Genomic DNA, 20,997 nt, shown 5'->3' on the forward strand with positions numbered 1-20,997 from the left:
CGGTCAGGCCGCCCTGCCCGATCACGCAGCGGAGGCCCGATAGATACGGCCCCACCGCCTGAACTGCGGCTACGACAGCCACCGAGCGGACCCCCGAGATCCCGGCCACCCCGCACGCCCCGCGCCTGCGCGCCATTGACCCGCCTCACCTTTGCCCGTACAAACGCGGCATGCCACCTCCCCTCCCCCTCGCGGGCATCACCGTCGTCAGCCTGGAGCAGGCCGTCGCCGCGCCCTTCGCCACCCGTCAGCTCGCCGATCTCGGGGCGCGGGTCATCAAGGTCGAGCGCCCCGGCGGGGGCGACTTCGCCCGCCGTTATGACACCACCGTGCACGGACAGGCCAGCTACTTCGTCTGGCTGAACCGGTCCAAGGAGTCGCTCACGCTCGACCTCAAGTCCGAGCACGGCCGGGAGATCCTGGAGGAGCTGCTCGCGGGCGCGGACGTGTTCGTGCAGAACCTCGCCCCGGGCGCCGCCGCCCGCATGGGCCTCGGCGCGGAGGAGCTGCAGGAGCGCCACCCGACCCTGATCCCGTGCACCGTCAGCGGTTACGGCACGGACGGCCCCTGGGCGGACCGCAAGGCGTACGACCTGCTCGTGCAGTGCCAGACCGGGCTGCTCCAGCTGACCGGCACCCCGGACGAGGCCGCCCGCGTCGGCATCTCGGTCGCCGACATCGCGGGCGGGATGTACGCGTACAGCGGCATCCTGTCGGCGCTGTTCACGCGGGCGACGACGGGGCGTGCGCCGACCGTCGAGGTGTCGCTCTTCGACGCGCTCGCCGAGTGGATGGGGCAGCCCGCCTACTACACGCGCTACGGCGGCACCCAGCCACCCCGCGTCGGAGCCCGCCACGCGACGGTCGCGCCCTACGGCCCGTTCACCGCGGCCGACGGCAAGGACGTGCTGCTCTCCGTGCAGAACGAACGTGAATGGGCCGCGCTGTGCACCGAGTTCCTCGGGCGGCCCGAGCTGGCCGACGATCCGCGCTTCGCCACCGGGTCCGACCGTGTGGCGCACCGCGAGGCGCTCGACGCGATCATCTCCGTACGCTTCTCCGAACTCGGCAGCGACGAGGCCATGAAGCTGCTTGACCGCACGGGCATCGCCAACGCGGGGGTCAACTCGGTCCAGGAGTTCCTGGCCCACCCGGTGCTCACCGAGCGCGGCCGCTGGCAGGACATCAGGGTGCCGGGCACCTCCGAGCCCGTACAGGCCCTGCTGCCGCCGGCCGACCTCTCCGGGGTCACCCCGCGCATGGACCCGGTGCCCGCGGCGGGCGAGCACACCGCCGCGATCCTCGCCGAGCTGGGCCGCGGCCCGGACGACATCGCCCGGCTGCGCGCGACGGGAGTCTGCCGGTGACTTCCCTGGACGCCCTCTCCCCCGCCGAGCAACTGGTCGTCACGACCGTCCGCGACTTCGTCGACCGCGAGGTCAGGCCGGTCGTACGGGAGTTGGAACACACCGACACCTATCCGGCGGATCTCATCGACGGCATGAAGGGGCTCGGCATCTTCGGCCTCGCGGTCCCCGAGGAGTACGGCGGGACCCCCGTCTCCACCCCCTGCTACGTCCTGGTCACCGAGGAACTGGCGCGCGGCTGGATGAGCCTGGCGGGCGCGATGGGCGGCCACACGGTCGTCGCCAAGCTACTGCTGCTCTTCGGCACTCCGGAGCAGCGGCGCCGCTGGCTGCCGCGCATGGCAACCGGCGAGGTGCGCGCCACGATGGCGCTGACCGAGCCGGGCGGCGGATCGGACCTCCAGGCGCTGCGCACGGTGGCGCGGCGTGACGACGACGGAGGGTATGTCATCGACGGCGCGAAGACGTGGATCACCAACTCCCGCCGCTCGCAACTGATCGCACTGCTCTGCAAGACCGACCCGGACGCCGAGCCCCGGCACCGGGGCATCTCCGTGCTGCTCGTCGAGCACGGCCCCGGCCTGACCGTCTCCCGCGACCTGCCGAAGCTGGGCTACAAGGGTGTGGAGAGCTGCGAGCTGTCCTTCCACGGCTACCGCGCCCCCGCGGACGCGCTGCTCGGGGGCGTCGAGGGCGAAGGGTTCGGGCAGATGATGAAGGGGCTGGAGACGGGGCGGCTTCAGGTGGCGGCCCGCGCGCTGGGAGTGGCCCGCGCCGCGTTCGAGGACGCGCTGCGCTACGCCCAGGAGCGAGAGTCGTTCGGCGTGCCGATCTGGCGCCACCAGTCCATCGGCAACTACCTGGCCGACATGGCCACTTCGCTCACGGCGGCCCGTCAGCTCACCCTGCACGCGGCCCGCGAGGCCGACGCGGGCCGGCGCGTGGACATGGAGGCGGGCATGGCCAAGCTCTTCGCATCGGAGACGGCCGTGCGGATCACCCTGGACGCGGTCCGCATCCACGGCGGCCACGGCTACTCGACGGAGTTCGACGTCGAACGCTACTTCCGCGACGCGCCGTTGATGATCGTCGGTGAGGGCACCAACGAGATCCAGCGCAACGTGATAGCCCGTCAACTGGTGGCGCGCGGCGGCCTGGAGCCGTGAGCCGCCGCGCGGCGCACCCCGTGACCGTCAGCCGTCGACCGCGACGCCGAGCCCTTCGAGCACGACCGCGTTCGGCAGTCCGGCGAACACCTTGCCCGGCACGATGAGTTTGCCGCGCCGGCTGCCGCTGCCGACCAGGACGTACGGCAGGTCGGCGACGGCGGCGTCGACCAGCAGCGGCCAGGCGGCGGGCAGCCCGATCGGTGTGATGCCGCCGTACTCCATGCCGGTCTCGCCCGTGGCCGTCTCCATCGGCGCGAACGATGCCTTGCGCGCGCCGAGTTGGCGGCGCACGACGCCGTTCACGTCGACGCGCGTCCCGGACAGGACGACGCACGCCGCGAGCGTGGTCTCGCCGCCGCGCTTGCCCGCCACGACGACACAGTTGGCCGACTGGGTGAGGAGTTCGGGGCCGTAGTGCTCCAGGAAGGTGGCGGTGTCGGCCCAGCGCGGGTCGGTGTCGACATGGATCAGCTCGTCGGCCGGGACGGGGCCGTGCCAGTCGCGCACGGCGTCCGCCACGGGCGGTACGAGCAGGTCGAGGGCTTCTGGGGCGGGGCTGACGACGTCGAATTCACCGAGAGGAGCGCGCATGGCGGCACGCTAACAGCCCCCGGGAGCGGCGGGCCGACGGCCCTCAGTAGGAGCCCGCGTGGGCCGGCGGCACCGACACCGACATCGTCATCTCCATGGGCTCGGCGCCCCGGTTGTGGTAGCCGTGCGGCACGTTGGCCTCGAAGGTTGCGGCCGTCCCCGCCGGTACGGCGTGCTCGGCGCCGTCGACGACGAGGGTCAGCTCACCCCGTGAGACGTGCAGCAGCTCGATGGTGCCCGGCGGGTGCGCGTCGGAGTCGTTGCCCTCGCCCGGCATCAGGTGCCAGGACCACAGCTCGAAGGGGCCGCGCGCCTCGGCGCCCACGAGGAGCGTGGTGCTGCTGCCGGCGTCCGTGGACCACATGCGCACCGCCTGCTCCGGCGGCACGAGGCGGACGTGCGGACCCTGCTCGTAGTCGAGGAGCGTGGTGATGCTGACGCCCAGCGCGTCCGCGAGCTTCACCGTGATGCCGATGCTGGGGTTGGTCCTGGCCTGCTCGATCTGGATGATCATGCCGCGGCTGACGCCCGCGCGGGCCGCGAGGGCGTCGAGGGTGAAGCCCCTCTCGTTGCGCCACCGCTTGAGGTTGCGCGCGAGCGACTGGGTCAGCTGATCGAGATCCGACACATTCCCGTCCATGTTCTGCGTTCTGCCGTGCGGTGCATCCGATGGGCCCGGATGGTCCAGCACACTGTACTGCGAGGCCCGCGAGCGGCCGGCTCTCCTCGGCGCCGGGGCGACGGCTCGGGCTCTCAGGCCTCGCCCAACTCGCCGAGCGCGATCAGCTGTTCCGGCGTGACCCCGTCGGGGATCGGCACCGGCGCGGGCGTGCGCAGCGGCGGCTGCCACCCCTGCTCCGCGTCCCATGTCCGCACGACCCGCGCGGGCGCCCCCGCCACCACGGCGTGGTCCGGGACCTCGCCCCGGACGACCGCGCCCGCGGCCACCACCACATTGCGGCCGATCCGGGCCCCCGGCAGGATCACCGCGCCCGTGCCGATCCAGCAGCCGGGGCCGATCTCGACCGGGTCCATGCGGGGCCACTGCTTGCCTATGGGGGTGTGCGGGTCGTCGTAGGAGTGGTTGGTGGACGTCACGTACACATAGGGGCCGAAGTAGCAGTCGTCGCCGATCGTCACCGTCGTGTCCGCGATGACGTGGCTGCCGCGGCCGAGCACGACACCGTTGCCGATGCGGAGGATCGGGTCGGGTCCGAGGTCGAGGTCCGGCATCATCCCCGCGGTGAGGGTGACGTGCTGGCCCACGATGCAGTGGTCGCCGATCCTGATCCACGGCTCCCCGAAGACCGTGCCCTGCGGGAAGGCGAGCTTCGTGCCCTCGCCGATCGCGCCGAAGCGCAGCCGCCCGGGGTGCGCGGCCGTGACCGCGCCGGTGCGCTGCACCCAGTCCCAGCCCGCGTGGACGGCGCGCTGCGCGAGACGGCGCGGCGCGGCGGCAAGGGATGAGAACGTGTTCCTGTTCTTCGGCACGCGCTCACGTTACTCAGTGCCTCGGGGGCCCGCAGGCCCATGGCCTGTGATCTTCACCCCACGCGGCGGCACGGGCCGCCCGGTCCCGTACGGTGCCGTCAGGCGTGACGACGTACGGAAGAGGGAGACATCCGATGGGCCACGAGGCACTCATCACCGGCATCGGCGGCAAGGACCCGAAGATCGACCAGGACGCCTTCACCGCGCCGACGTCCGTCGTGCTCGGCGACGTGACGCTGCACGCGGGGGCGAGCACCTGGTACGGCGCGGTGCTGCGGGCCGACTGCGGGCCGATCGTCGTGGGGACCGACAGCAACATCCAGGACAACTGCAGCCTCCACGTCGACCCGGGCTTCCCCATCACGATCGGCGAGCGCGTCTCGGTCGGCCACAACGCCGTGCTGCACGGCTGCACCGTCGAGGACGACTGCCTGATCGGCATGGGCGCCACCGTCCTCAACGGCGCGGTGATCGGCGCGGGCTCCCTGGTCGCCGCGCAGGCCCTGGTGCCGCAGGGCATGCGGGTGCCCCCGGGCTCACTCGTCGCGGGCGTGCCCGCCAAGGTGCGCAGGCCGCTCACCGACGAGGAGCGCGAGGGCATCTCGCTCAACGGCACGATGTACGTCGAGCTGGCCAGGGCCCACCGGGACGCCCACGCCGCGGAGTGAGTCAGTCGGCGACCGGGACCGGCTGCGGCTCGGCGGTGGTGGCGGGCGCTGCCGGCTCCGCGGCCGCCGCCTCCGCTTCCGCCTCTGCCGCCGCCTTCTTCGCCCGGTGCTTGACGAACAGCATCGAGCCGACACCGATCAGCACGGCGATGCCGAGTCCCACGTACGAGAACCGCTTGAGCCAGTCCTCGGCGACCACGCCGATGTAGTAGATGACGGCGGTGGTGCCGCCCGCCCAGACGATGCCACCGAGGACGTTGGCGATCAGGAACTTCCAGTACGGCATGCGCAGGACGCCCGCGAGCGGCCCGGCGAAGATCCGCAGCAGGGCGATGAAGCGGCCGAAGAAGACCGCCCACATACCCCACTTCTGGAAGGACCGCTCGGCGGTCGCCACGTTCGCGGCACCGAAGTGCTTGGGGAATTTCCGTTCCAGCCAGGCGAGCAGCGGACGGCCGCCCTTGCGCCCGATGGCGTACCCGATGGAGTCGCCGATGATGGCGCCCGCGGTGGCGCAGGCCCCGAGGATCACCGGGTTGATGTCGCCGTGCTGTGAGGAGAGGAGCGCCGCGGAGACCAGGACGATCTCACCGGGCAGCGGAATGCCCAGGCTCTCCAGTCCGATGACAAGGCCCACCAGCGCGTAGATGCTGACGGCTGGGACGTGCTCCAGCCACTCCTGGACGTGCAACGCCGGTTCCTTCCGTGGTTCATGTGTGTGCCCGGCGTGCGCGCCTCTCGGCCACGCACGCCGGGCAGCCTACCCGGACGCGATCACCGGACCGGGATCACCCGGCGGGAACGGTGTCCCAGAGGTCGCACCGGTGTTCGTCGTACACCGTCGTGCTGATCGTGGTGCCGCCCGCCGGCGCGGTGCGCAGGGAGAGCACCTGCCCCGGCCGGGTGCGCTGGTCGGGAGCGGCGGGCCCGCCGTCTGCGCGCGGCACTCCGCCGCGGATGAAGGAACCCCAGTACTGGATCATCTGCTTCGCGAGTGCCCGCTGCCCGGTGTCGAGCGGCGACGTCAGTCCGAAGTGCTTGAAGAGGTACTGGACCTCGTTGACGTGGGTCGCGCCGAAGTCGAAGTCCGTGTCCAGGTCGCGGAGCGATGCGAAGGGCGGCGAGGTGCGGTCCGCGAACTCGTAGGCGTAGACGGGCCCGCGGTGCGCGAGCGCCGTGTTCATGCGCAGCGCCGTGCAGGCGAACATGCGGTCGCCGACGGCCGCGGCGTACGCGTGCGTGGGCGAGGCGTATTCGTCGAGCGGATACGTCTTCAGGACCCGGCCGCCCAGCTCTGGCCCGTACGCGTCGGTGAGCGCGCCGGGGTACTGCTCGGCGGTGAGCGGCCTGCCCTGCCCGTCGAACTGGGCGAAGGCGAAGAGGGTGCCTTCGTCGCTGTTCGCGCCGTTCAGCACCGGAACGCGGGCCGCGGTCCCCTTCTCGTACGCCTCCTCGGGCTGGACCGGCAGGAAGGCACCGCCGACGACCGGGCCCCAGTCGAAGCCGGCCTGCGCGGCGAGGATGTCCTTCGCGGACTTGCCGCGCAGACAGGCGAGGGCGGTGCGCGGGTCGGGGCAGCCCGCCTTCTTCGCGAACGCCGCACCGTCGGTGACCGCCCGCTCGCGCTCGCGGCCGGCGCAGTCGCCGTACGCGCCGCTCTGCACGATGCCCGCGCGGAACAGGCCCCGCGCGGTGGGCGAGGCGAGCAGGGTGCAGACGGAGCGGCCGCCCGCGGACTCGCCCGCGATGGTGACGCGGTGCGGATCGCCGCCGAACCGGCCGATGTTGGCGCGCACCCAGCGCAGCGCGGCCTGCTGGTCGAGCAGTCCGTAGTTGCCGGACACGCCGTCGGACGCCTCGCCGTCGAGGCCTTCACCGGCGAGGAAACCCATGGCGCCGAGGCGGTAGTTGACGGTCACGACGACGGTGCCGGTCCTGCGGGCGAAGGTGTCGGGCACGATGTCCTCGCCCGCGCCCGCGGTCAGTCCGCCGCCGTGCAGCCACACCATCACGGGCCGCTGCTTCGCCGCCTGCCCCTTGGGCGCGTAGACGTTGACGTCGAGGCAGTCCTCGGTGTGGCTGGGGTTCTCGTAGCCCGGGTCCCAACTGGCGGTCTGGACACACCGGTTGCCGAACTCGGTCGCGCGGCGCACCCCGTCCCAGGCCTTCGCGGGGCGCGGCTCCTTCCAGCGGAGGGCGCCGACGGGCTGCTGGGCATAGGGGATGCCGAGGAACTGCCGCCCCTCCGCGGTGGTTTCACCCCGCACCCAGCCGGCGGTGGTGCGTACCAACGTGCTGTCCTTGGCGGCCGGGGCGTTCGTGGCCTGGGCGGCCGGGCCGGTCATCGCTTGGGCTCCCGGGCCGGTGGTCGCCTGGGCGGCCGGGAGCGGCACCAGCGAGACCGCGGTGCCGGCCGCCAGGGCGGCGACGAGCGACGCGGCGCGACGTATCCGGCCGCGCGCACCCCGCCTGCTTCCTCTTGCCGTCGTGCACCTCTTCATCTTCATCGTGAACCTTTTCCTCATGAACCGGCTCCCTTGATGACGGTGGTCGTGGAGAGGGTCAAGTCACGTGCTGATGTTCCCACTTGGACGGTCCGCCGTCCGGTGCCGAGCACCCAGTCGTGGCGCTCGACGTCCCAGGCCGACAGAGTCCGCCGGTCGACGCGGACGGTGACGCGCCGCCGCTCCCCCGGGCGCAGCTCGACCCGCCGGTAGCCGCCGAGCACCCGCTCCGCCTGGCTCAGGTCCAGGTCGGGGGACGGACCGACGTACACCTGCGCGACGGTGACACCGGCGCGCCTGCCGGTATTGCGCACGGTGAAGCTCACGTCGACGCCCCGCCCCGCCCCGCGGACCGCCAGGTCCTCGTAGGCGAAGGTGGTGTAGGAGAGCCCGTGCCCGAAGGGGAAGAGCGGCCGCACTCCTTCGGCGTCGTACCAGCGGTATCCGATGTGGACGCCTTCCGAGTACTCCTCGACGCCGCCGGTCCCGGGATAGCGGCGCGGGTCCCCGGCCATCGGATGGCGGTCGTCGTCCACCGGGAAGGACTGGGTGAGCCGGCCGCCGGGGTCGCAGTCGCCGAACAGGACGGCGGCAGTGGCGGCCGCGCCCTCCTGGCCGGGGTAGTACATCTGCAGCACGGCGGCTGTCCGCCGCAGCCACGGCATGGAGGTGGCCGACGACGTGTTCAGGACGACGGTGGTGCGCGGGTTGGCGGCGGTCACGGCCCTGATCAGCGCCTCCTGGTGACCGGGCAGCGCGATGGTCGTGCGGTCCTGGCCCTCGGTGGCGTCCTCGTACGCGAAGAGGACGGCGCTGTGCGCGCCGCGCGCCGCCCGCACCGCTTCGGCGACGTCGGCCGCGCGGGTGGCGCGCGTGATACGCCGCAGCCGGAAGGTCTGTCCTTGGTCGCCGCCCTGCGCACTGATCCGCAGCCGGTGCCCGCCGCGGGTGAGCTTCAGCGTCGCGCGGCGCACGTTCAGCCCGTCGGGCGCGGTGGAGACGAGGCCGCCGGAGAAGTACTCGGCGACGCCGGGCAGCTTCGGATAGAGCTCCTTGCCGTCCAGCTCCACCTTGGGCCGCTCGCCCGAGTAGTGGATGACCAGCGTCCACTCGTCGGACTCGTCGAGCGTCAGCTTCCCGTCGTACGTCCACTTCTTCCCCGCGGCGACCCGCTGCCCCTCGGCGTCGATGCCGGGGCTGAGTGCGCGCCTCGGGATGGCCTTGCCGTAGAGGTCCTCTCCCAGCGCGTACGTGACGTCGGCGCCGCGCCCGGCCCTCGCGGTGATGGCGTCGAGGGGGCTCGCCGCCCGGTCGGGGATGACGTGCGCGCTGCCGCCGCCGCTGACGAACGGGTGGCGGCCGGTGGGTCCGATGACGGCGATGTCGCGGGCGGCCCGGCCTTGCAGGGGCAGCGCCCCGCGTACGTTCCACAGCAGGGTGGCGCCGGCCTTGGCGACGTCGATGGCGACCGCCTTGCCCGCCTCGGGGTCGCGTGGCGGCCGCGGCGGCACGCGTGCGTCGAGCAGCCCGAACCGCTCCATGACGCCGAGGATCCGGCGGACCGAGCGGTCGACCTGCCACTCGGGCACGCTGCCGTTCCGCACGGCCTTCTTCAGGGCGGCCCCGAAGTAGGAGTCGTCGGGCATCTCCATGTCGAGCCCGGCGGCGAGGGCGGCGACGGTGCTGTGCTGCGCGAACCAGTCGGTCATCACCCACCCCTCGAAGCCCCACCTTCCGCGCAGGATGTCGCTGAGCAGCGTCTTGTTTTCGCAGGCGAAGGTGCCGTTGACCTTGTTGTACGCGCCCATGAGAGCGCCGGTGCCCGCGGCGACCGCCGCCTCGAAGCCGCGCAGTTCCGTCTCGTGCATGGTCCGCTCGTCGGCGCGCACGTCGACGGACTCGCGGTCCTTCTCCTGGTTGTTCAGGGCGAAGTGCTTGACGGTGGCGATGAGGCCCTCGCCCTGGATGCCCCTGATCTCCTCGGACACCATGTCGGCGGCGAGCAGCGGGTCCTCGCCGAAGGTCTCGAAGTTACGGCCCGCGTACGGGGTGCGGATGAGGTTGACCATCGGCGAGAGCAGCACGTCCTGCCCGAGCGCGCGTCCCTCGCGGCCGATGACCCGGCCGTAGCGGCGGGCGCGTGCCGGGTCGAAGGCGGCGGCGAGCATGACGGGGGCGGGCAGGGCGGTGGCGCGGGCCGCGACGCGGACGCCGGCGGGGCCGTCGGCGAGCCGCAGCGGCGGGATCCCGAGGCGCGGCACGCCGGGCACGTAGCCCGCCTGGCCGAGACCCTTGGGGTCGGTCGCGCCGTGCAGCAGGGAGATCTTCTCGTCGAGCGTGAGTCTGGCGACGAGGGACTCGACGCGGGGGCCCGCGCCGGGGCCCCGTCCTGCGCGGGCTGCCGCGTGCGCCGCGCGTGGGGGCGCCGCCACACCTGCGGTGGCCGCGGCCGCCACGGTGATCGCACCGCCGACCAGTCCGAGGACTGACCGCCGGGACACGGAGTCGGACATGAGCCGTCACTTCCTTCTGTGCCTTTTGTGCGCGAACACGACTGTGCGAAGCGAAGGGTGTACACGTGCCAGTGGCGGGTCGTCGTTCGCCCTTTGAACGCACTATGCGACAGAGGGGACTTGACACACCGTTAGGCACCACGTGTGGCGGCGGGAAAACTATGACCGACGATGACTCGTGTCAATAAGTTGAACAGAAAAGCGCGGGCCCCCTGGCGGTTCGCGTCAGCGGTGCGAACCGAGAGACAGGGGGCCGGGGGCAGGGGTGGGGGGCAGGGGTGGGGGGCGTCAGCTGTTGGGGCGCAGTGTCCACACCACCGTCATCTCGCCCGTTACTGCGCCGTCCTCGCGCCGGATCTCGACGGCGACCGGGAACTCGGGGCGCTCGCCCGCGTCGAGCTCGGCGATCACGTCGGCGGCCGGGCGGCCGAGGGTCGCCGTGGCGGTCACCGGCCCCATGGCCAGCTTCTTGTACGCGATCTCGGCGCTGACGGCGAGCGGCACGGCGCGCGAGAGCTCCGCGCCGAACGCGGCGAGAACGATGGCACCGCTCGCGGACTCGCCCAGCGTGAACATGGCACCGGCGTGCGGGCCGCCGACGTGGTTGTGGTACTCGCTCTGGTCGGGCAGGGCCACCACGGCCTTGTCCGGCGCGGTCTCCCGGAATTCGAGGTTCAGGGTCCGGGCCATCGGAACCGTGGCGGCGAGCATCTCGCCGATCGACATCTGTTCTGCGCTCATGGCACGCGATGTTACCCACGAGTAGCGATCCTTGACCAGGACCTGCCTCCGCGTGGATCACCGTCACCTATCGTTGACGCCCATGTGGCCAGGACAGCAGCCGCCCGGGGGCGAGCAGAACCAGCGGAACCAGGGGCAGGACCAGGGGGAGAACCCGTATCGCCAGCCGGGGTACCAGCAGCCCAACCCGTACGGGCAGCAGACCCCGCAGCAGGCTCCGTGGAACGCTCCGACCGTGCCCGGCATCGGCAGCGGCAGCGGTAACAGCGGCGGAAACGGCGGCGGAAACCGGACCAAGGTGATCGCCCTCGTCGCAGCCGGCGCCGTCGTCGTCGCCGCGGGCGTGGCCGGCGCCCTGCTCCTCGGCGGCGACAAGGACGACACCGCGAAGCCCGATCCGGCGAAGTCCAGCGCCTCGCCGGGCCCGGCCGCCTCCGACGACTCGAACCCCCGCACCGGGGACGGCATGCCCGACCCGACGGTCCCCGGCTGGAAGGTCGTCGTCAATCCCAAGCTCGGCATCGCCTTCGACGTGCCCGCCGGGTGGTCCCTCGACTCGCGGGACTGGGCCGGCGGAGTCGTGGAGGACAAGGACGCCGAGGACGACTCGGCACCGTTCCTCGCCGCGTACGCGGCCCCCGCCTACTTCAAGGAGAAGTGGTGCGCGAGCGACGAGGACAAGGACGGCACGAAGGACTACGCACCGCTGGGGGCCGCGGGCACGCGCGGCGGGCACGGCGTGAAGAGCGCCGAGCAGGCCGCACGGCACGACGCGACCAACCGGGTCTACGGCGTGTACACGCAGCCGGACAGGAAGAAGGTCACGACGGGGCCGACCGAGACGTACACCACCAAGTCCGGCCTCAAGGGCAGCCTGGTGAGCGCCAGTTCGTCCGGAGCCGAGAAGCAGGACAAGTGCGACTCGGACGGCAAGGCCACGGTGTTCGCCTTCAAGACTCCCGCGGGCAGGTTCGCGTCCTGGTCCTTCCACGGCGCGAAGGGCGTCAAGGACGAGCTGCCGGACGCGACCGTGAAGAAGATCCTCGCGACGGTGCGCCTGTACGAGACCGCCCAGGACTGATCGGCTTCGGGAAGCCGGGCCTGTCACGCGTCAGGGGTGGATGTGATCTTGCTCGGCGTCGCCCCGTATCGTGTCCGGCCATGTGGCCAGGACAGGACCAGGGGCAGAACCCGTACCAGCAGCCGGGATACCAGCAGCCCAACCCGTACCAGCAGCAGGGTTACCAGGCGCCGAACCCCTACCAGCAGCCCGCGCAGCCCCCGCGGCCCCCGCAGCCCGCGGGCGGGCGCGACAAGATCAAGATCGTCTCGGTCGTGATGGCGGCCGCCGTGGTCGTGGCCGCCGGTGTGACCGGATTCCTGGTGCTCGGCGGCGGGGACGACAAGGACACCAAGGCCGACGCCCCCGCGCAGGCCGCATCGGAGAAGCCGAGCCCCGCCGTGGACGACGGCGACGACAGCGAGCGCGGTACGGACAACGGCCTGAAGCCGACCATCAAGGGCTGGCACGTCGTGGTGAACCCCCGGTGGGGCACCGCCTTCGACGTGCCGCCCGAGTGGGAGGTGCAGAACCCCGGCTCGGCGATCGCCTTCGAGGACGTCAAGACCGGCAAGCCGCTGATGACCATGTCGGCGCCCGCGTACCTCCGGTCCAAGTGGTGCGTCACCGACGACGACAAGGACGGCAGGACCGAGGACCACGAACTCGCCGCCGTGGGCACCAAGGGCGCCAAGGGCGCGAAGAACACCGACGAGGTCGCGGTCAACCAGGTGGGCTGGTGGGTGTACGCCGGCTACACCCAGCCGGACAAGAAGAGCTTCACCTCCGACGAGAAGGCGCAGCCGTACACCACGAAGTCCGGCATCAAGGGCAGCATCGCCCGCGCCAAGTCGACCGATACGCCCCAGAAGGGCAAGTGCGCGACGGACGGCAAAGCGATCACCTTCGGCTTCAAGAACTCCGCCGGCGACTACGTCGCCTGGAGCCTCTACGGAGCCACGGGCGTGAAGGACGAGATACCGGAGGACACCGTCATGAAGATCCTCAGCACGGTGCGCACCCACGGAGAACCGACGGAATCCTGAGGCTTTCCTCCGCATTCTCCACGGCTTCTCCCCTCCCCCGGCGACCCGGTGCCCGCACCGCAGGGGGCGCGCATGGCACCGCGCCCCCGGCACCTCTATGGTTACTGGCCATGTGGCCAGAAAAGCAGCCGCCCGGGGGCGAGCAGAACCCGCAGGACCAGAATCAGAACCCGTATCAGCAGCCGGGGTACCAGCAGCCGAACCCGTATCAGCAGCCGGGATACCAGCAGCAGCCTGCGGGCGGCTACCAGCAGCCGTTGGGCGGCGGCCAGCAACCGCACTCGGGCGGATACTCGCAGCCCGAGCAGTCACACTGGGCGGCCCCGACACCGCCGCCTGTACCGCCGCAGCACTTGGGCGGCGTCCAGGGCACCGGCGGGCAGGGCGGTGGCGGCGGCAACAAGACGAAGGTCACCGCCATCGTCGCGGCGCTCGCCGTGGTGGTGGCGGCCGGTGTCACCGGTTTCCTGGTCTTCGGCGGTGACGACGACAAGAGCGACGAGGCGGGCCCGGCGAAGCCCTCGAAGTCCGCGACGAAGAAGCCGAGCCCGACGGCCAGTGACGACGGGAACGCGCGCGGCGAGGGCAACGACGACAAGCCGATGATCGACGGCTGGCAGGTCGTCGTGAACCCCAAGTGGGGCACCGCGTTCGACGTCCCGCCCGACTGGGAGGTCAAGACGCCGGACACCTTCATCGCCTTCGACGACCGCAAGGACGACGGCGCGAAGACGATCATCGGCATGTCCGCGCCCGCGATCTTCAAGGACAAGTGGTGCACGTCCGACGACGACAAGGACGGCGAGCCCGACGACACCTCGCTCGCCGCGGTCGGCACGAAGGGCCAGAACGGCGCCAAGAACACCAAGGACATCGCACGCAACGACTCGGCCTGGTGGGTCTTCGGCGGCTACACCGAGCAGACGAAGGCCGACAAGAAGAAGATCAAGATCGGCAAGATCGAGGACTACACCACCAAGTCCGGCATCAAGGGCAGCGTCGCCACGTCGACGACGTCCGGGGCCGCCACCTCGGCCAAGTGCGACTCGGAGGGCAAGGCCACCACGTTCGGCTTCAAGAACGAGGCCGGCGAGTACGTGGCCTGGACTCTCTACGGCGCCAAGGGCGTCAAGGACGAGGTGCCCGACGCCACGGTGAAGCAGATCCTCAGCACCGTCCGGTGGAGCAAGGCAGCGTCGGAAGAGTCCTGAGCCACGGGGTCCGAAGGACCGGGAACGAGAGACCCCGGCGAACCGACAAAACGGTTTGCCAAGTCGGCGACTTGCCGGGGACAGTCCCGGGGTGACGAATCCCGCCCCCGCCAGACGCTCCCGCCCCTCCTGGGCGGGCCGCAACTACACACTGCTGACCGCCGCCGCGATCGTGACGAACCTCGGAAGCCACGGGGCGTTGATCGCGGCGGCGTTCGCGGTTCTCGACGCGGGCGGCGACGGCGGGGACGTCGGGCTCGTGGCCGCCGCGCGGACGCTGCCGCTCGTCCTGTTCCTGCTCATCGGCGGGGCGGTCGCCGACCGGCTGCCGCGGCACCACGTCATGGTCGCGGCCAACACCCTCAACTGCGTGTCCCAGGCGGCCTTCGCCGTCCTCGTCCTCGCGGGCGAACCACAGCTGTGGCAGATGATGCTGCTCACCGGCCTCGGCGGCGTCGGCCAGGCCTTCTTCGGACCCGCGGCCGAAGGCATGCTGATGTCGTCGGTCAGCGGCGAGCAGGCCGGCAAGGCCTTCGCGATGTACCGCATGGCGATGCAGGGCGCGGGGCTCGGCGGGGCCGCGCTCGGCGGCCTGATGGTGGCGGCGATCGGCCCGGGCTGGGTGCTGGCCGTGGACGCCGCGGCGTTCGCGGTCGCGGGGGCGCTGCGGTCGTTCCTCGACGTCAGTCACATCCCGGCACGCGCGCCCGGCGAGGGGCTCGTCGCCGATCTGCGGGACGGCTGGCGGGAGTTCACTGGCCGCCCCTGGCTGTGGTCGATCGTGGCGCAGTTCTCGGTGGTGGTGGCGGTGGTCGGGGCCGCCGAGTCGGTGTTCGGGCCGCTGGTGGCGCGGGACGAGCTGGGCGGCGCGGGGCCGTGGGGTCTGGCGCTCGGCGCGTTCGGGGCGGGCACGGTCGGCGGGGCGTTCCTGATGACGCGGTGGAAGCCTCGGCGGCTGCTGTTCGCGGGCACCCTCTGCGTCTTCCCGCTGGCTGCCCCTTCGGCGGCCCTCGCGGTGCCGCTGCCGGTGGCGGGCCTCGCCGCGGTGATGTTCGTCAGCGGTGTGGCGATCGAGGTGTTCGGCGTCTCCTGGATGACCGCGATGCATCAGGAGATCCCGGAGGAGAAGTTGTCGCGCGTCGCCGCCTACGACTGGTTCGGCTCGATCGCGATGGTGCCGCTGGCCACGGCGCTCGCCGGTCCCGCGGAGTCCGTTTTCGGCCGGTCCGCGTCGCTGTGGGGCTGCGCGGCGCTGGTGGTCGTGGTGACGGCGGCCGTCCTGTTCGTCCCCGACGTACGGAACCTGACACGGCGTACGACGGAAGTGGTCGCCTCCGCGAAGCCCGTGTCGCGCGGGGCCGCCGATCCGTCAGCCGATGGAGAAGGCGCCGTCGGGCGGCTCGGGTGACGGGACCGCGTCCTCGTCGCGCACCGGCCGCGCGTCCCCGATGAAGCGGCGCAGCGCGTCGCCGTGCTCGACTCTGGCGGGAAAGACGTCGGACGCGGTGCGGCGGGCCAGTGCGGCGACGTCGATGGGCCGGTGGGCGGCGATCAGGACCGCGTTCCCGAAGCGGCGCCCGCGCAGCACAGACGGCTCCGCGATCAGCGCGAGCTCGGCGAACACCTCGGCGAAGGTGGCCAGTTGGGAGCGGAGGAACGCGAAGGGCGCCCCGTCGGCGAGGTTCGCGGTGTAGTGCCCGGCCGGGCGGAGCACCCTGGCGGCGGTCCGCGCGTACGCGACCGTGGTGAGGTGTGCGGGGACGCGTGAGCCGCCGAAGACGTCGGCGACGACGATGTCGGCGCTGTCGTCCGGCGCCGCGTCGAGCCACTCCCTGGCGTCCGCGCCGTGCACACGGACCCCTGTCGCCGCCCCCAACGGCAGCCGCTCCTCGACGAGCCGGAGCAGTCCCCGGTCCGCCTCAACCACGTGCTGCCGGGAGCCGGGCCGGGTGGCGGCGAGATAGCGGGGCAGGGTGAGGGCGCCGCCGCCGAGGTGGGTGACGTCGAGAGGGATGCCAGGCTCGGCCGCGGTGTCGAGGACATGGGCGAGCCGGCGCGCGTACTCGAACTCCAGGTGCGTGGGCTCGTCCAGGTCGACGTACGACTGCGGCGCCCCGTCGACCGTGAGCAGCCAGGCCCGCGGGCGGTCGATGTCGGGCATGAGCTTGGCGGTCCCGTGATCAACCTCCCGAATCACCGGAACCGCTTCATTCTCGCCCTCCCCGGAGATTTCCTCCCCGGCACCGGAGATCTCCTCCGCGGCACCGGAGATCCCCTCCCCGGCCCCACCCTCGAACTCATCCGCATCCGCATCCGCATCCACGCACCCATTGTGCCTGGCTGCGTCGGGGGCCGTGCCCCTCGGAAGCGTCACACGGCATACGGTGGACTACCGCGTGAGTCAGCGTGAGCAGGTACCGCAGGAGGCGTGACTCGGCGTCCGAACGCGACACTCCAAGCGCCCGCCCGAGCTCCTCGCCGGTGTGCGCGTCGGCCTCCGCGTTCATGGCAGCGCTGCCGGCGACCCTCTTGACCATGCACTCCAGCACGGCCACGCCCGGCCCGCGGTCGGTTCAGGACGTTTCGTGGAAGTCGGCGCCGCTGCCGGGGTCCAGGTATGCGGGTTCGGGCTCGGTGCCGTCGTCGAGCACGGCACCGACGTAGCCCGCGTGCGCGGTGCCGAACTGCTCCGTGGTCCACATGGGTGCCTCTTCTCGTGGCGGTGCGGAGCTTCACCATCTCGAAGTCCCGGCCGCCCGTGCGGAGCGGATGCCAAAGATTCCCCCTCCGCGGCATCCGCTTCCAGACGCCCCGGCCACCGCCGCCGCGCAGAACCTCAGATCACAGGCGGCCGGCCGAGCCGCGTCATCCGGACCACGGTCCGCCAGCGCATCGGCCTGCGCCGCCCGCACGGGGTGCGCACGCCTTCGGCGAACCCGCCGGCCCACGCTTTCAGACCGCTCGCCGAGCGGGTCCGGGCGAGCGTGAGCAGGACCCACGTCCCCAGGTACACCGGCACGAGGAGGGCAGGCAGATGGCGCTTGGCGAGCCAGACTCGGTTGCGGGCGGTCATCCGGTAGTAGACCGCGTGCCGGGCCGGGGAGGTCTTGGGGTGCTGGAGCAGCAGCTCCGGTTCGTAGAGGATCTCCCACCCGTCATCGAGGGCCCGCCAGGCGAGGTCGGTCTCCTCATGGGTGAAGAAGAACTCGGCCGGCCAGTCTCCGACCCGGTCCAGCATCGGCATCGCGAAGGCGTGGGCGCCGCCGAGAAAGGCGGTCACCAGGCCACGCCGCATCGGATCCTTCGCGCGCAGCCGCGGAATGTGCCGACGAGCGGTCCCGCCGTGCTCGTCAACGATCCGGAACCCGACGATGCCCAGACGGGAGTCGGCGGCGAAAAGATCCCGGATCCGACGGAAGACGTCATCTCGAACGAGCAGGCCGTCGTCATCCAACTCGATCACGACGTCGATGTCACCGAACTCCCGGAGCCTGGCGATGCCGGTGTTGCGGCCGCCGGGACAGCCCAGATTCTCCTCGTTCTCAACGACGGTCACCTCACCGGGCAGCCCCGGAAAGTCCGGCAGCGGCGAACCGTTGCCCACGATCACGATGCGAGCGGGCGCCACATCCTGCTTGGCCACGGACAGCAGCAACTCGTCGACCTCACGCGGCCGATTCCCCATGGTCACGATCACGACCCCAAGGCGCGGCAGCTCCACAGCAAGGACTCTCTCTCGACGACGACGGAAACAGCGAGCCTAACCGCCAAGGCCCCGCCGCTGTCCCGCCAGCACGCCGATGAGCCGCTCGCACTCAGCGGCCGCACGGAGGGGTGCAGGTTCGTCAGCCCGGCGACAAGCACGAGACCACCTGCCCGCCCCCACAGAGAAGGAGCGCTACGGCATGAACCGATCGACGCTCCCCTCAGCGCTGCCGACGACGGCGCCGGACCAGGCCGCCGACGATGAAGACAGCAAGGACCAACCAGACCGCCACGACAACGATCTGCCCCCAGACCGGCCAGTCAGGGCCTCCGCCGACGGCAGCCAGAAACTGAAAGTTCATCGCAGTCCTCCCGAGTCGACGGCTCAGTACACCTCTCCATGCCCACTGAGAGGCGCCGCATGACCACGCTCATCACTGCGTCGGCGCTCCTGCCCCACATTGGGCCGCAGATCCGGCATGCCCGAAAACATTCAAGATCCGGCCGCCACGTGAGACTCACGCGGCATGACGGCATGATGGCCCCCTTCAGCTCAACATCCCTGGGGGGACCATGAACCACCGCACCACCACCGTCACACTGCTCCTCTCGGCAGCCCTCGCCCTCACCGCCTGCTCGTCGGGCGACGACAAGGCCGACAACGAGCCGAAGGCCGAGCCGAGCGCCGGCACCGAGCTGTCCCAGAAGCAGAAGAAGGCGCTCGCAGACGCCGCCGGCATCCCGCCAAAGCCCACGGGCGCCGAACGCGAGAAGCTTCTCCGGGCCCTTGAGGCAGCCGCACCGGACGTCGTGCGCTACGAGGACGAGGCCATCGACGGGGCCCGCAACCAGTGCGCCGCCATCAACAGCAAGGCACAGCGTCTCACCTGGTCAGCGGCGCTGCGCTTCACATACAGGGACGTGAAGACGACGAAAGCACAGGGCGCGAAGATCAACGAAGCGCTCAAGAAGTCCGGCTTCTGCAAGGTCTGACCACCCCGCCGACAAGCAACTGGGGCCCTACCTACTGAGGGAGTTGGGGTCTTGCCTTCATCCAAAGGAGAGCACGAGATGTGGTCCACTCTGATCGCCGTGCTCGGCACGCTCGCCGGTGCTGCCCTGGCCAGCCTCACCGCGCACTGGACGGACCGCCGCGCCCGGGCCGCCGAACATCGGCAACAGGTCCTCGACGCCACCGCACAACTGCTCGCCGCCGCCCTGGCCTACCGGGAGCGGTTCTGGCTCCAGGTCGCCGACCAGCGTGATGGCGAAGCCCCGAGCAGGGAGGGACGGGCTGACCTGTACCGAGCCCGCTCGGCCGTGACCGCAGCCTTCGACCGCCTGGCCCTGACCACGACGGACCCCGAGCTGACCACCGTCGCGGTCGAGGCTGCCTGGTCGGCCATCGACCTGGGCGACATCTCTCTCGGAGATGTACGCGACGGACAGTTCAGCGACGAGGTCGAACACGCTCTTGCCGCAGGGCGGGAGCGGAGCCGGGACGCTCACACCGCACTGCGCGACGCAGTCCGCGTCCGGTAGATCCAGGTGGCGTGTCGGCACGCCACCGAGTACCGCAACTCGTAGGGCCATGGGGGAACGACACGGAAGGCAATCCTGTCCCGGCACGCCGAAGAACGATCAGTAGCCCTGCATCCAAGGTGCGGTGGCTTGATCACTCCAGCACGCCGAGCGGCGTGTCCGGCCGACAGTGCGGGCACGCATCCACCCGGTCGACAGCGAGGGCACGCCACGCCTGCTCGCGCGTGGCGCTGCGACCCTCGGCGGGGCGGGCGCCATACGGCAGTTGCCTGTGTGCACGTACACCGGGCGCTTCTGGACGCCGATGCCCTGCTCGATGAGCCAGTCCGGGGCCGGCGGCCGGGCCTGCTCGCCGCGGATCCGTTCGGCCTCACGGCGCTCAGCGTCCTCGATCCACCAGCGGGTGCGCGCGAGGTTCCCGCTCTTGGACCCGTTCCAGGAAGCGCAGCGCGGCGAGCTCGTTAAGCGGAAGCGGATTCTATGACGCTGGCCTGTGGCAATCCCCTCGGGTCATCCGGCCGGAGCCCCGCCAGTACCGCCGTGCGGGACGCGGTCGGGGCACGGCCCCGACTCCACCGTTCAGAGCCGGGGCCGCAGAGCACTCACACAGCTGCCGCTGTCAAACGGTCAGCAGGCGTCGACGTACCAGATCGGAGCCCAGTTTCCCGACGCATCCTTGGAGGGGGCGCCCGGGGTCGCGTAGACCAACTCCTTGTGCTTGCCGAGCAGCCAGGCCGAGGTGCCCGGGGTCTGGTTGTTGTACCAGGAGCCGCCACTGTTCAGGCCGTCAGGGATTTCCTGGGTGTAGCAGTCCTTGAACCGGAACGCCAGGTCCTTGAAATTCGCCTTCTTGTACCCGCAGAAGTAGCCCTTGGGACAGTCGGCCGGAGCGGCCGTCACCGTTGCCGACGGCGCGCTTGCCCCGGCAGTGGGCGCCGCGAGCGCCGAACCGGCCAGTGCGACCGCGGCTATTCCGATTGCGAAACTCTTCCTCATGAAGCCCCTCCGTAGTTGTCGCATACATATCCGCTGGTCAAGCGGACAAAGGAGACCCTAGGCGTGCCGCTGACGCTGGGACGTCCAACTACGGGAGTGCTTCTGTGTCAACTTCTGCGGTAAGGCGGTAAGGGGGTAAACCAGAGCAGTACATGCCGCTGAGTCGCCGGAGGGGCCGCCGATGCCCTACGGCTCTGAATGTCGGACAGCCTTCTTCGCGGCCTGCTCGACCTCGTTCCGCGGCTGCCCGGTTACCTCGACGTGCGCAGCCCGAGCCGGCCACGCCGGACACACCATCCGCGGAGGCAGGTGGCTACCCACGCGCACTTCCCCGCCGCTCGCCAGGATCTCTGCCACGTACTCTCATGTCCCTGGGTGGCCGAGCGCGTTGCG

Annotated in this window: 22 protein-coding genes; 9 read left to right on the forward strand and 13 right to left on the reverse strand. The window is 71.3% G+C overall.

The features are described from left to right. Positions 1-170 precede the first annotated feature (170 nt). Together ACH4D5_RS36755 and ACH4D5_RS36760 are read left to right on the forward strand one after the other, a co-directional pair. On the forward strand, positions 171-1,367 hold the full coding sequence (locus tag ACH4D5_RS36755) for a CaiB/BaiF CoA transferase family protein (protein WP_398311874.1): 1,197 nt from the start codon (positions 171-173) through the stop codon (positions 1,365-1,367). Continuing rightward, positions 1,364-2,533: an acyl-CoA dehydrogenase family protein gene (locus ACH4D5_RS36760; protein ID WP_398311876.1), complete on the forward strand. Its 1,170-nt coding sequence runs from the start codon at positions 1,364-1,366 to the stop codon at positions 2,531-2,533. The genes ACH4D5_RS36755 and ACH4D5_RS36760 overlap by 4 nt, the downstream gene beginning before the upstream one ends. A gap of 27 nt (positions 2,534-2,560) precedes the next feature. Here ACH4D5_RS36760 and ACH4D5_RS36765 read toward each other — a convergent pair whose 3' ends face one another. The 3 genes from ACH4D5_RS36765 to ACH4D5_RS36775 all read right to left on the reverse strand — a co-directional run bounded on the left by ACH4D5_RS36765 (position 2,561) and on the right by ACH4D5_RS36775 (position 4,618). Beyond that, on the reverse strand, positions 2,561-3,127 hold the full coding sequence (locus ACH4D5_RS36765) for a YbaK/EbsC family protein (RefSeq protein WP_398311879.1): 567 nt from the start codon (positions 3,125-3,127) through the stop codon (positions 2,561-2,563). Between the two features lie 43 nt (positions 3,128-3,170). Then, positions 3,171-3,755 carry a helix-turn-helix domain-containing protein gene (locus ACH4D5_RS36770; RefSeq protein WP_398311882.1) on the reverse strand — a complete coding sequence of 195 codons (585 nt, stop codon included), beginning with the start codon at positions 3,753-3,755 and terminating at the stop codon, positions 3,171-3,173. Positions 3,756-3,880: 125 nt separating this feature from the next. Then, positions 3,881-4,618, reverse strand: a complete 738-nt coding sequence (locus ACH4D5_RS36775) for an acyltransferase (protein ID WP_398311885.1) — start codon at positions 4,616-4,618, stop codon at positions 3,881-3,883. Positions 4,619-4,752: 134 nt separating this feature from the next. On the opposite strand from ACH4D5_RS36775, the gene ACH4D5_RS36780 reads away from it, so the two are divergent. Next, positions 4,753-5,286 (forward strand): gamma carbonic anhydrase family protein, encoded by a 534-nt coding sequence (locus tag ACH4D5_RS36780; RefSeq protein ID WP_398311888.1) that lies wholly within the window; start codon positions 4,753-4,755, stop codon positions 5,284-5,286. A gap of 1 nt (position 5,287) precedes the next feature. On the opposite strand, the gene ACH4D5_RS36785 is transcribed toward ACH4D5_RS36780, so the two are convergent. The 4 genes from ACH4D5_RS36785 to ACH4D5_RS36800 all read right to left on the reverse strand — a co-directional run bounded on the left by ACH4D5_RS36785 (position 5,288) and on the right by ACH4D5_RS36800 (position 11,044). After that, entirely contained in the window at positions 5,288-5,977 is a 690-nt protein-coding gene (locus ACH4D5_RS36785; protein WP_398311891.1) for a DedA family protein, read from the reverse strand. Between the two features lie 97 nt (positions 5,978-6,074). Beyond that, entirely contained in the window at positions 6,075-7,793 is a 1,719-nt protein-coding gene (locus ACH4D5_RS36790) for a carboxylesterase/lipase family protein (RefSeq protein ID WP_398311894.1), read from the reverse strand. Between the two features lie 14 nt (positions 7,794-7,807). Beyond that, on the reverse strand, positions 7,808-10,303 hold the full coding sequence (locus ACH4D5_RS36795; RefSeq protein WP_398311896.1) for a beta-glucosidase: 2,496 nt from the start codon (positions 10,301-10,303) through the stop codon (positions 7,808-7,810). 288 nt (positions 10,304-10,591) lie between these two features. Next, positions 10,592-11,044 (reverse strand): DUF4442 domain-containing protein, encoded by a 453-nt coding sequence (locus ACH4D5_RS36800; protein WP_398311898.1) that lies wholly within the window; start codon positions 11,042-11,044, stop codon positions 10,592-10,594. A gap of 82 nt (positions 11,045-11,126) precedes the next feature. Between ACH4D5_RS36800 and ACH4D5_RS36805 the strand changes: the two genes are divergently transcribed. The 4 genes from ACH4D5_RS36805 to ACH4D5_RS36820 all read left to right on the forward strand — a co-directional run bounded on the left by ACH4D5_RS36805 (position 11,127) and on the right by ACH4D5_RS36820 (position 15,769). Next, a complete protein-coding gene (locus tag ACH4D5_RS36805; protein ID WP_398311901.1) occupies positions 11,127-12,125 on the forward strand; it encodes a hypothetical protein in 999 nt (332 codons plus the stop codon). A gap of 80 nt (positions 12,126-12,205) precedes the next feature. Then, positions 12,206-13,150, forward strand: a complete 945-nt coding sequence (locus ACH4D5_RS36810; protein ID WP_398311904.1) for a hypothetical protein — start codon at positions 12,206-12,208, stop codon at positions 13,148-13,150. 110 nt (positions 13,151-13,260) lie between these two features. Beyond that, positions 13,261-14,361 (forward strand): hypothetical protein, encoded by a 1,101-nt coding sequence (locus tag ACH4D5_RS36815; protein WP_398311907.1) that lies wholly within the window; start codon positions 13,261-13,263, stop codon positions 14,359-14,361. A gap of 91 nt (positions 14,362-14,452) precedes the next feature. Further along, complete coding sequence (locus tag ACH4D5_RS36820) at positions 14,453-15,769, forward strand: MFS transporter (RefSeq protein ID WP_398311910.1); 1,317 nt, start codon at positions 14,453-14,455, stop codon at positions 15,767-15,769. Here the strand turns inward: ACH4D5_RS36820 and ACH4D5_RS36825 are convergent. The 4 genes from ACH4D5_RS36825 to ACH4D5_RS36840 all read right to left on the reverse strand — a co-directional run bounded on the left by ACH4D5_RS36825 (position 15,731) and on the right by ACH4D5_RS36840 (position 18,428). Then, positions 15,731-16,522 carry a spermidine synthase gene (locus ACH4D5_RS36825; protein ID WP_398311913.1) on the reverse strand — a complete coding sequence of 264 codons (792 nt, stop codon included), beginning with the start codon at positions 16,520-16,522 and terminating at the stop codon, positions 15,731-15,733. The genes ACH4D5_RS36820 and ACH4D5_RS36825 overlap by 39 nt on opposite strands. Before the next feature lie 412 nt (positions 16,523-16,934). Then, the gene (locus ACH4D5_RS36830) at positions 16,935-17,063 is read right to left on the reverse strand and encodes a hypothetical protein (protein ID WP_398311916.1); all 129 of its coding nucleotides are present in this window, start codon (positions 17,061-17,063) and stop codon (positions 16,935-16,937) included. A 134-nt stretch (positions 17,064-17,197) separates the two neighbouring features. Beyond that, positions 17,198-18,082 (reverse strand): glycosyltransferase family 2 protein, encoded by an 885-nt coding sequence (locus ACH4D5_RS36835; protein WP_398311919.1) that lies wholly within the window; start codon positions 18,080-18,082, stop codon positions 17,198-17,200. A gap of 205 nt (positions 18,083-18,287) precedes the next feature. Beyond that, on the reverse strand, positions 18,288-18,428 hold the full coding sequence (locus tag ACH4D5_RS36840; protein ID WP_398311922.1) for a hypothetical protein: 141 nt from the start codon (positions 18,426-18,428) through the stop codon (positions 18,288-18,290). A 211-nt stretch (positions 18,429-18,639) separates the two neighbouring features. On the opposite strand from ACH4D5_RS36840, the gene ACH4D5_RS36845 reads away from it, so the two are divergent. Both ACH4D5_RS36845 and ACH4D5_RS36850 read left to right on the forward strand, forming a co-directional pair. Next, on the forward strand, positions 18,640-19,059 hold the full coding sequence (locus ACH4D5_RS36845) for a hypothetical protein (protein ID WP_398311925.1): 420 nt from the start codon (positions 18,640-18,642) through the stop codon (positions 19,057-19,059). 78 nt (positions 19,060-19,137) lie between these two features. Beyond that, a complete protein-coding gene (locus tag ACH4D5_RS36850) occupies positions 19,138-19,608 on the forward strand; it encodes a hypothetical protein (protein ID WP_398311928.1) in 471 nt (156 codons plus the stop codon). 133 nt (positions 19,609-19,741) lie between these two features. On the opposite strand, the gene ACH4D5_RS36855 is transcribed toward ACH4D5_RS36850, so the two are convergent. Both ACH4D5_RS36855 and ACH4D5_RS36860 read right to left on the reverse strand, forming a co-directional pair. Continuing rightward, on the reverse strand, positions 19,742-19,933 hold the full coding sequence (locus ACH4D5_RS36855) for a DUF6233 domain-containing protein (RefSeq protein ID WP_398312133.1): 192 nt from the start codon (positions 19,931-19,933) through the stop codon (positions 19,742-19,744). A gap of 302 nt (positions 19,934-20,235) precedes the next feature. Then, positions 20,236-20,604, reverse strand: coding sequence for a hypothetical protein (locus ACH4D5_RS36860; RefSeq protein ID WP_398311931.1), 369 nt, complete (start codon positions 20,602-20,604; stop codon positions 20,236-20,238). Between the last annotated feature and the right edge of the window lie 393 nt (positions 20,605-20,997).

It is taken from the genome of Streptomyces sp. NPDC018029 (genome assembly GCF_044327655.1).
In the GTDB taxonomy this organism is placed as follows: Bacteria; Actinomycetota; Actinomycetes; order Streptomycetales; family Streptomycetaceae; genus Streptomyces.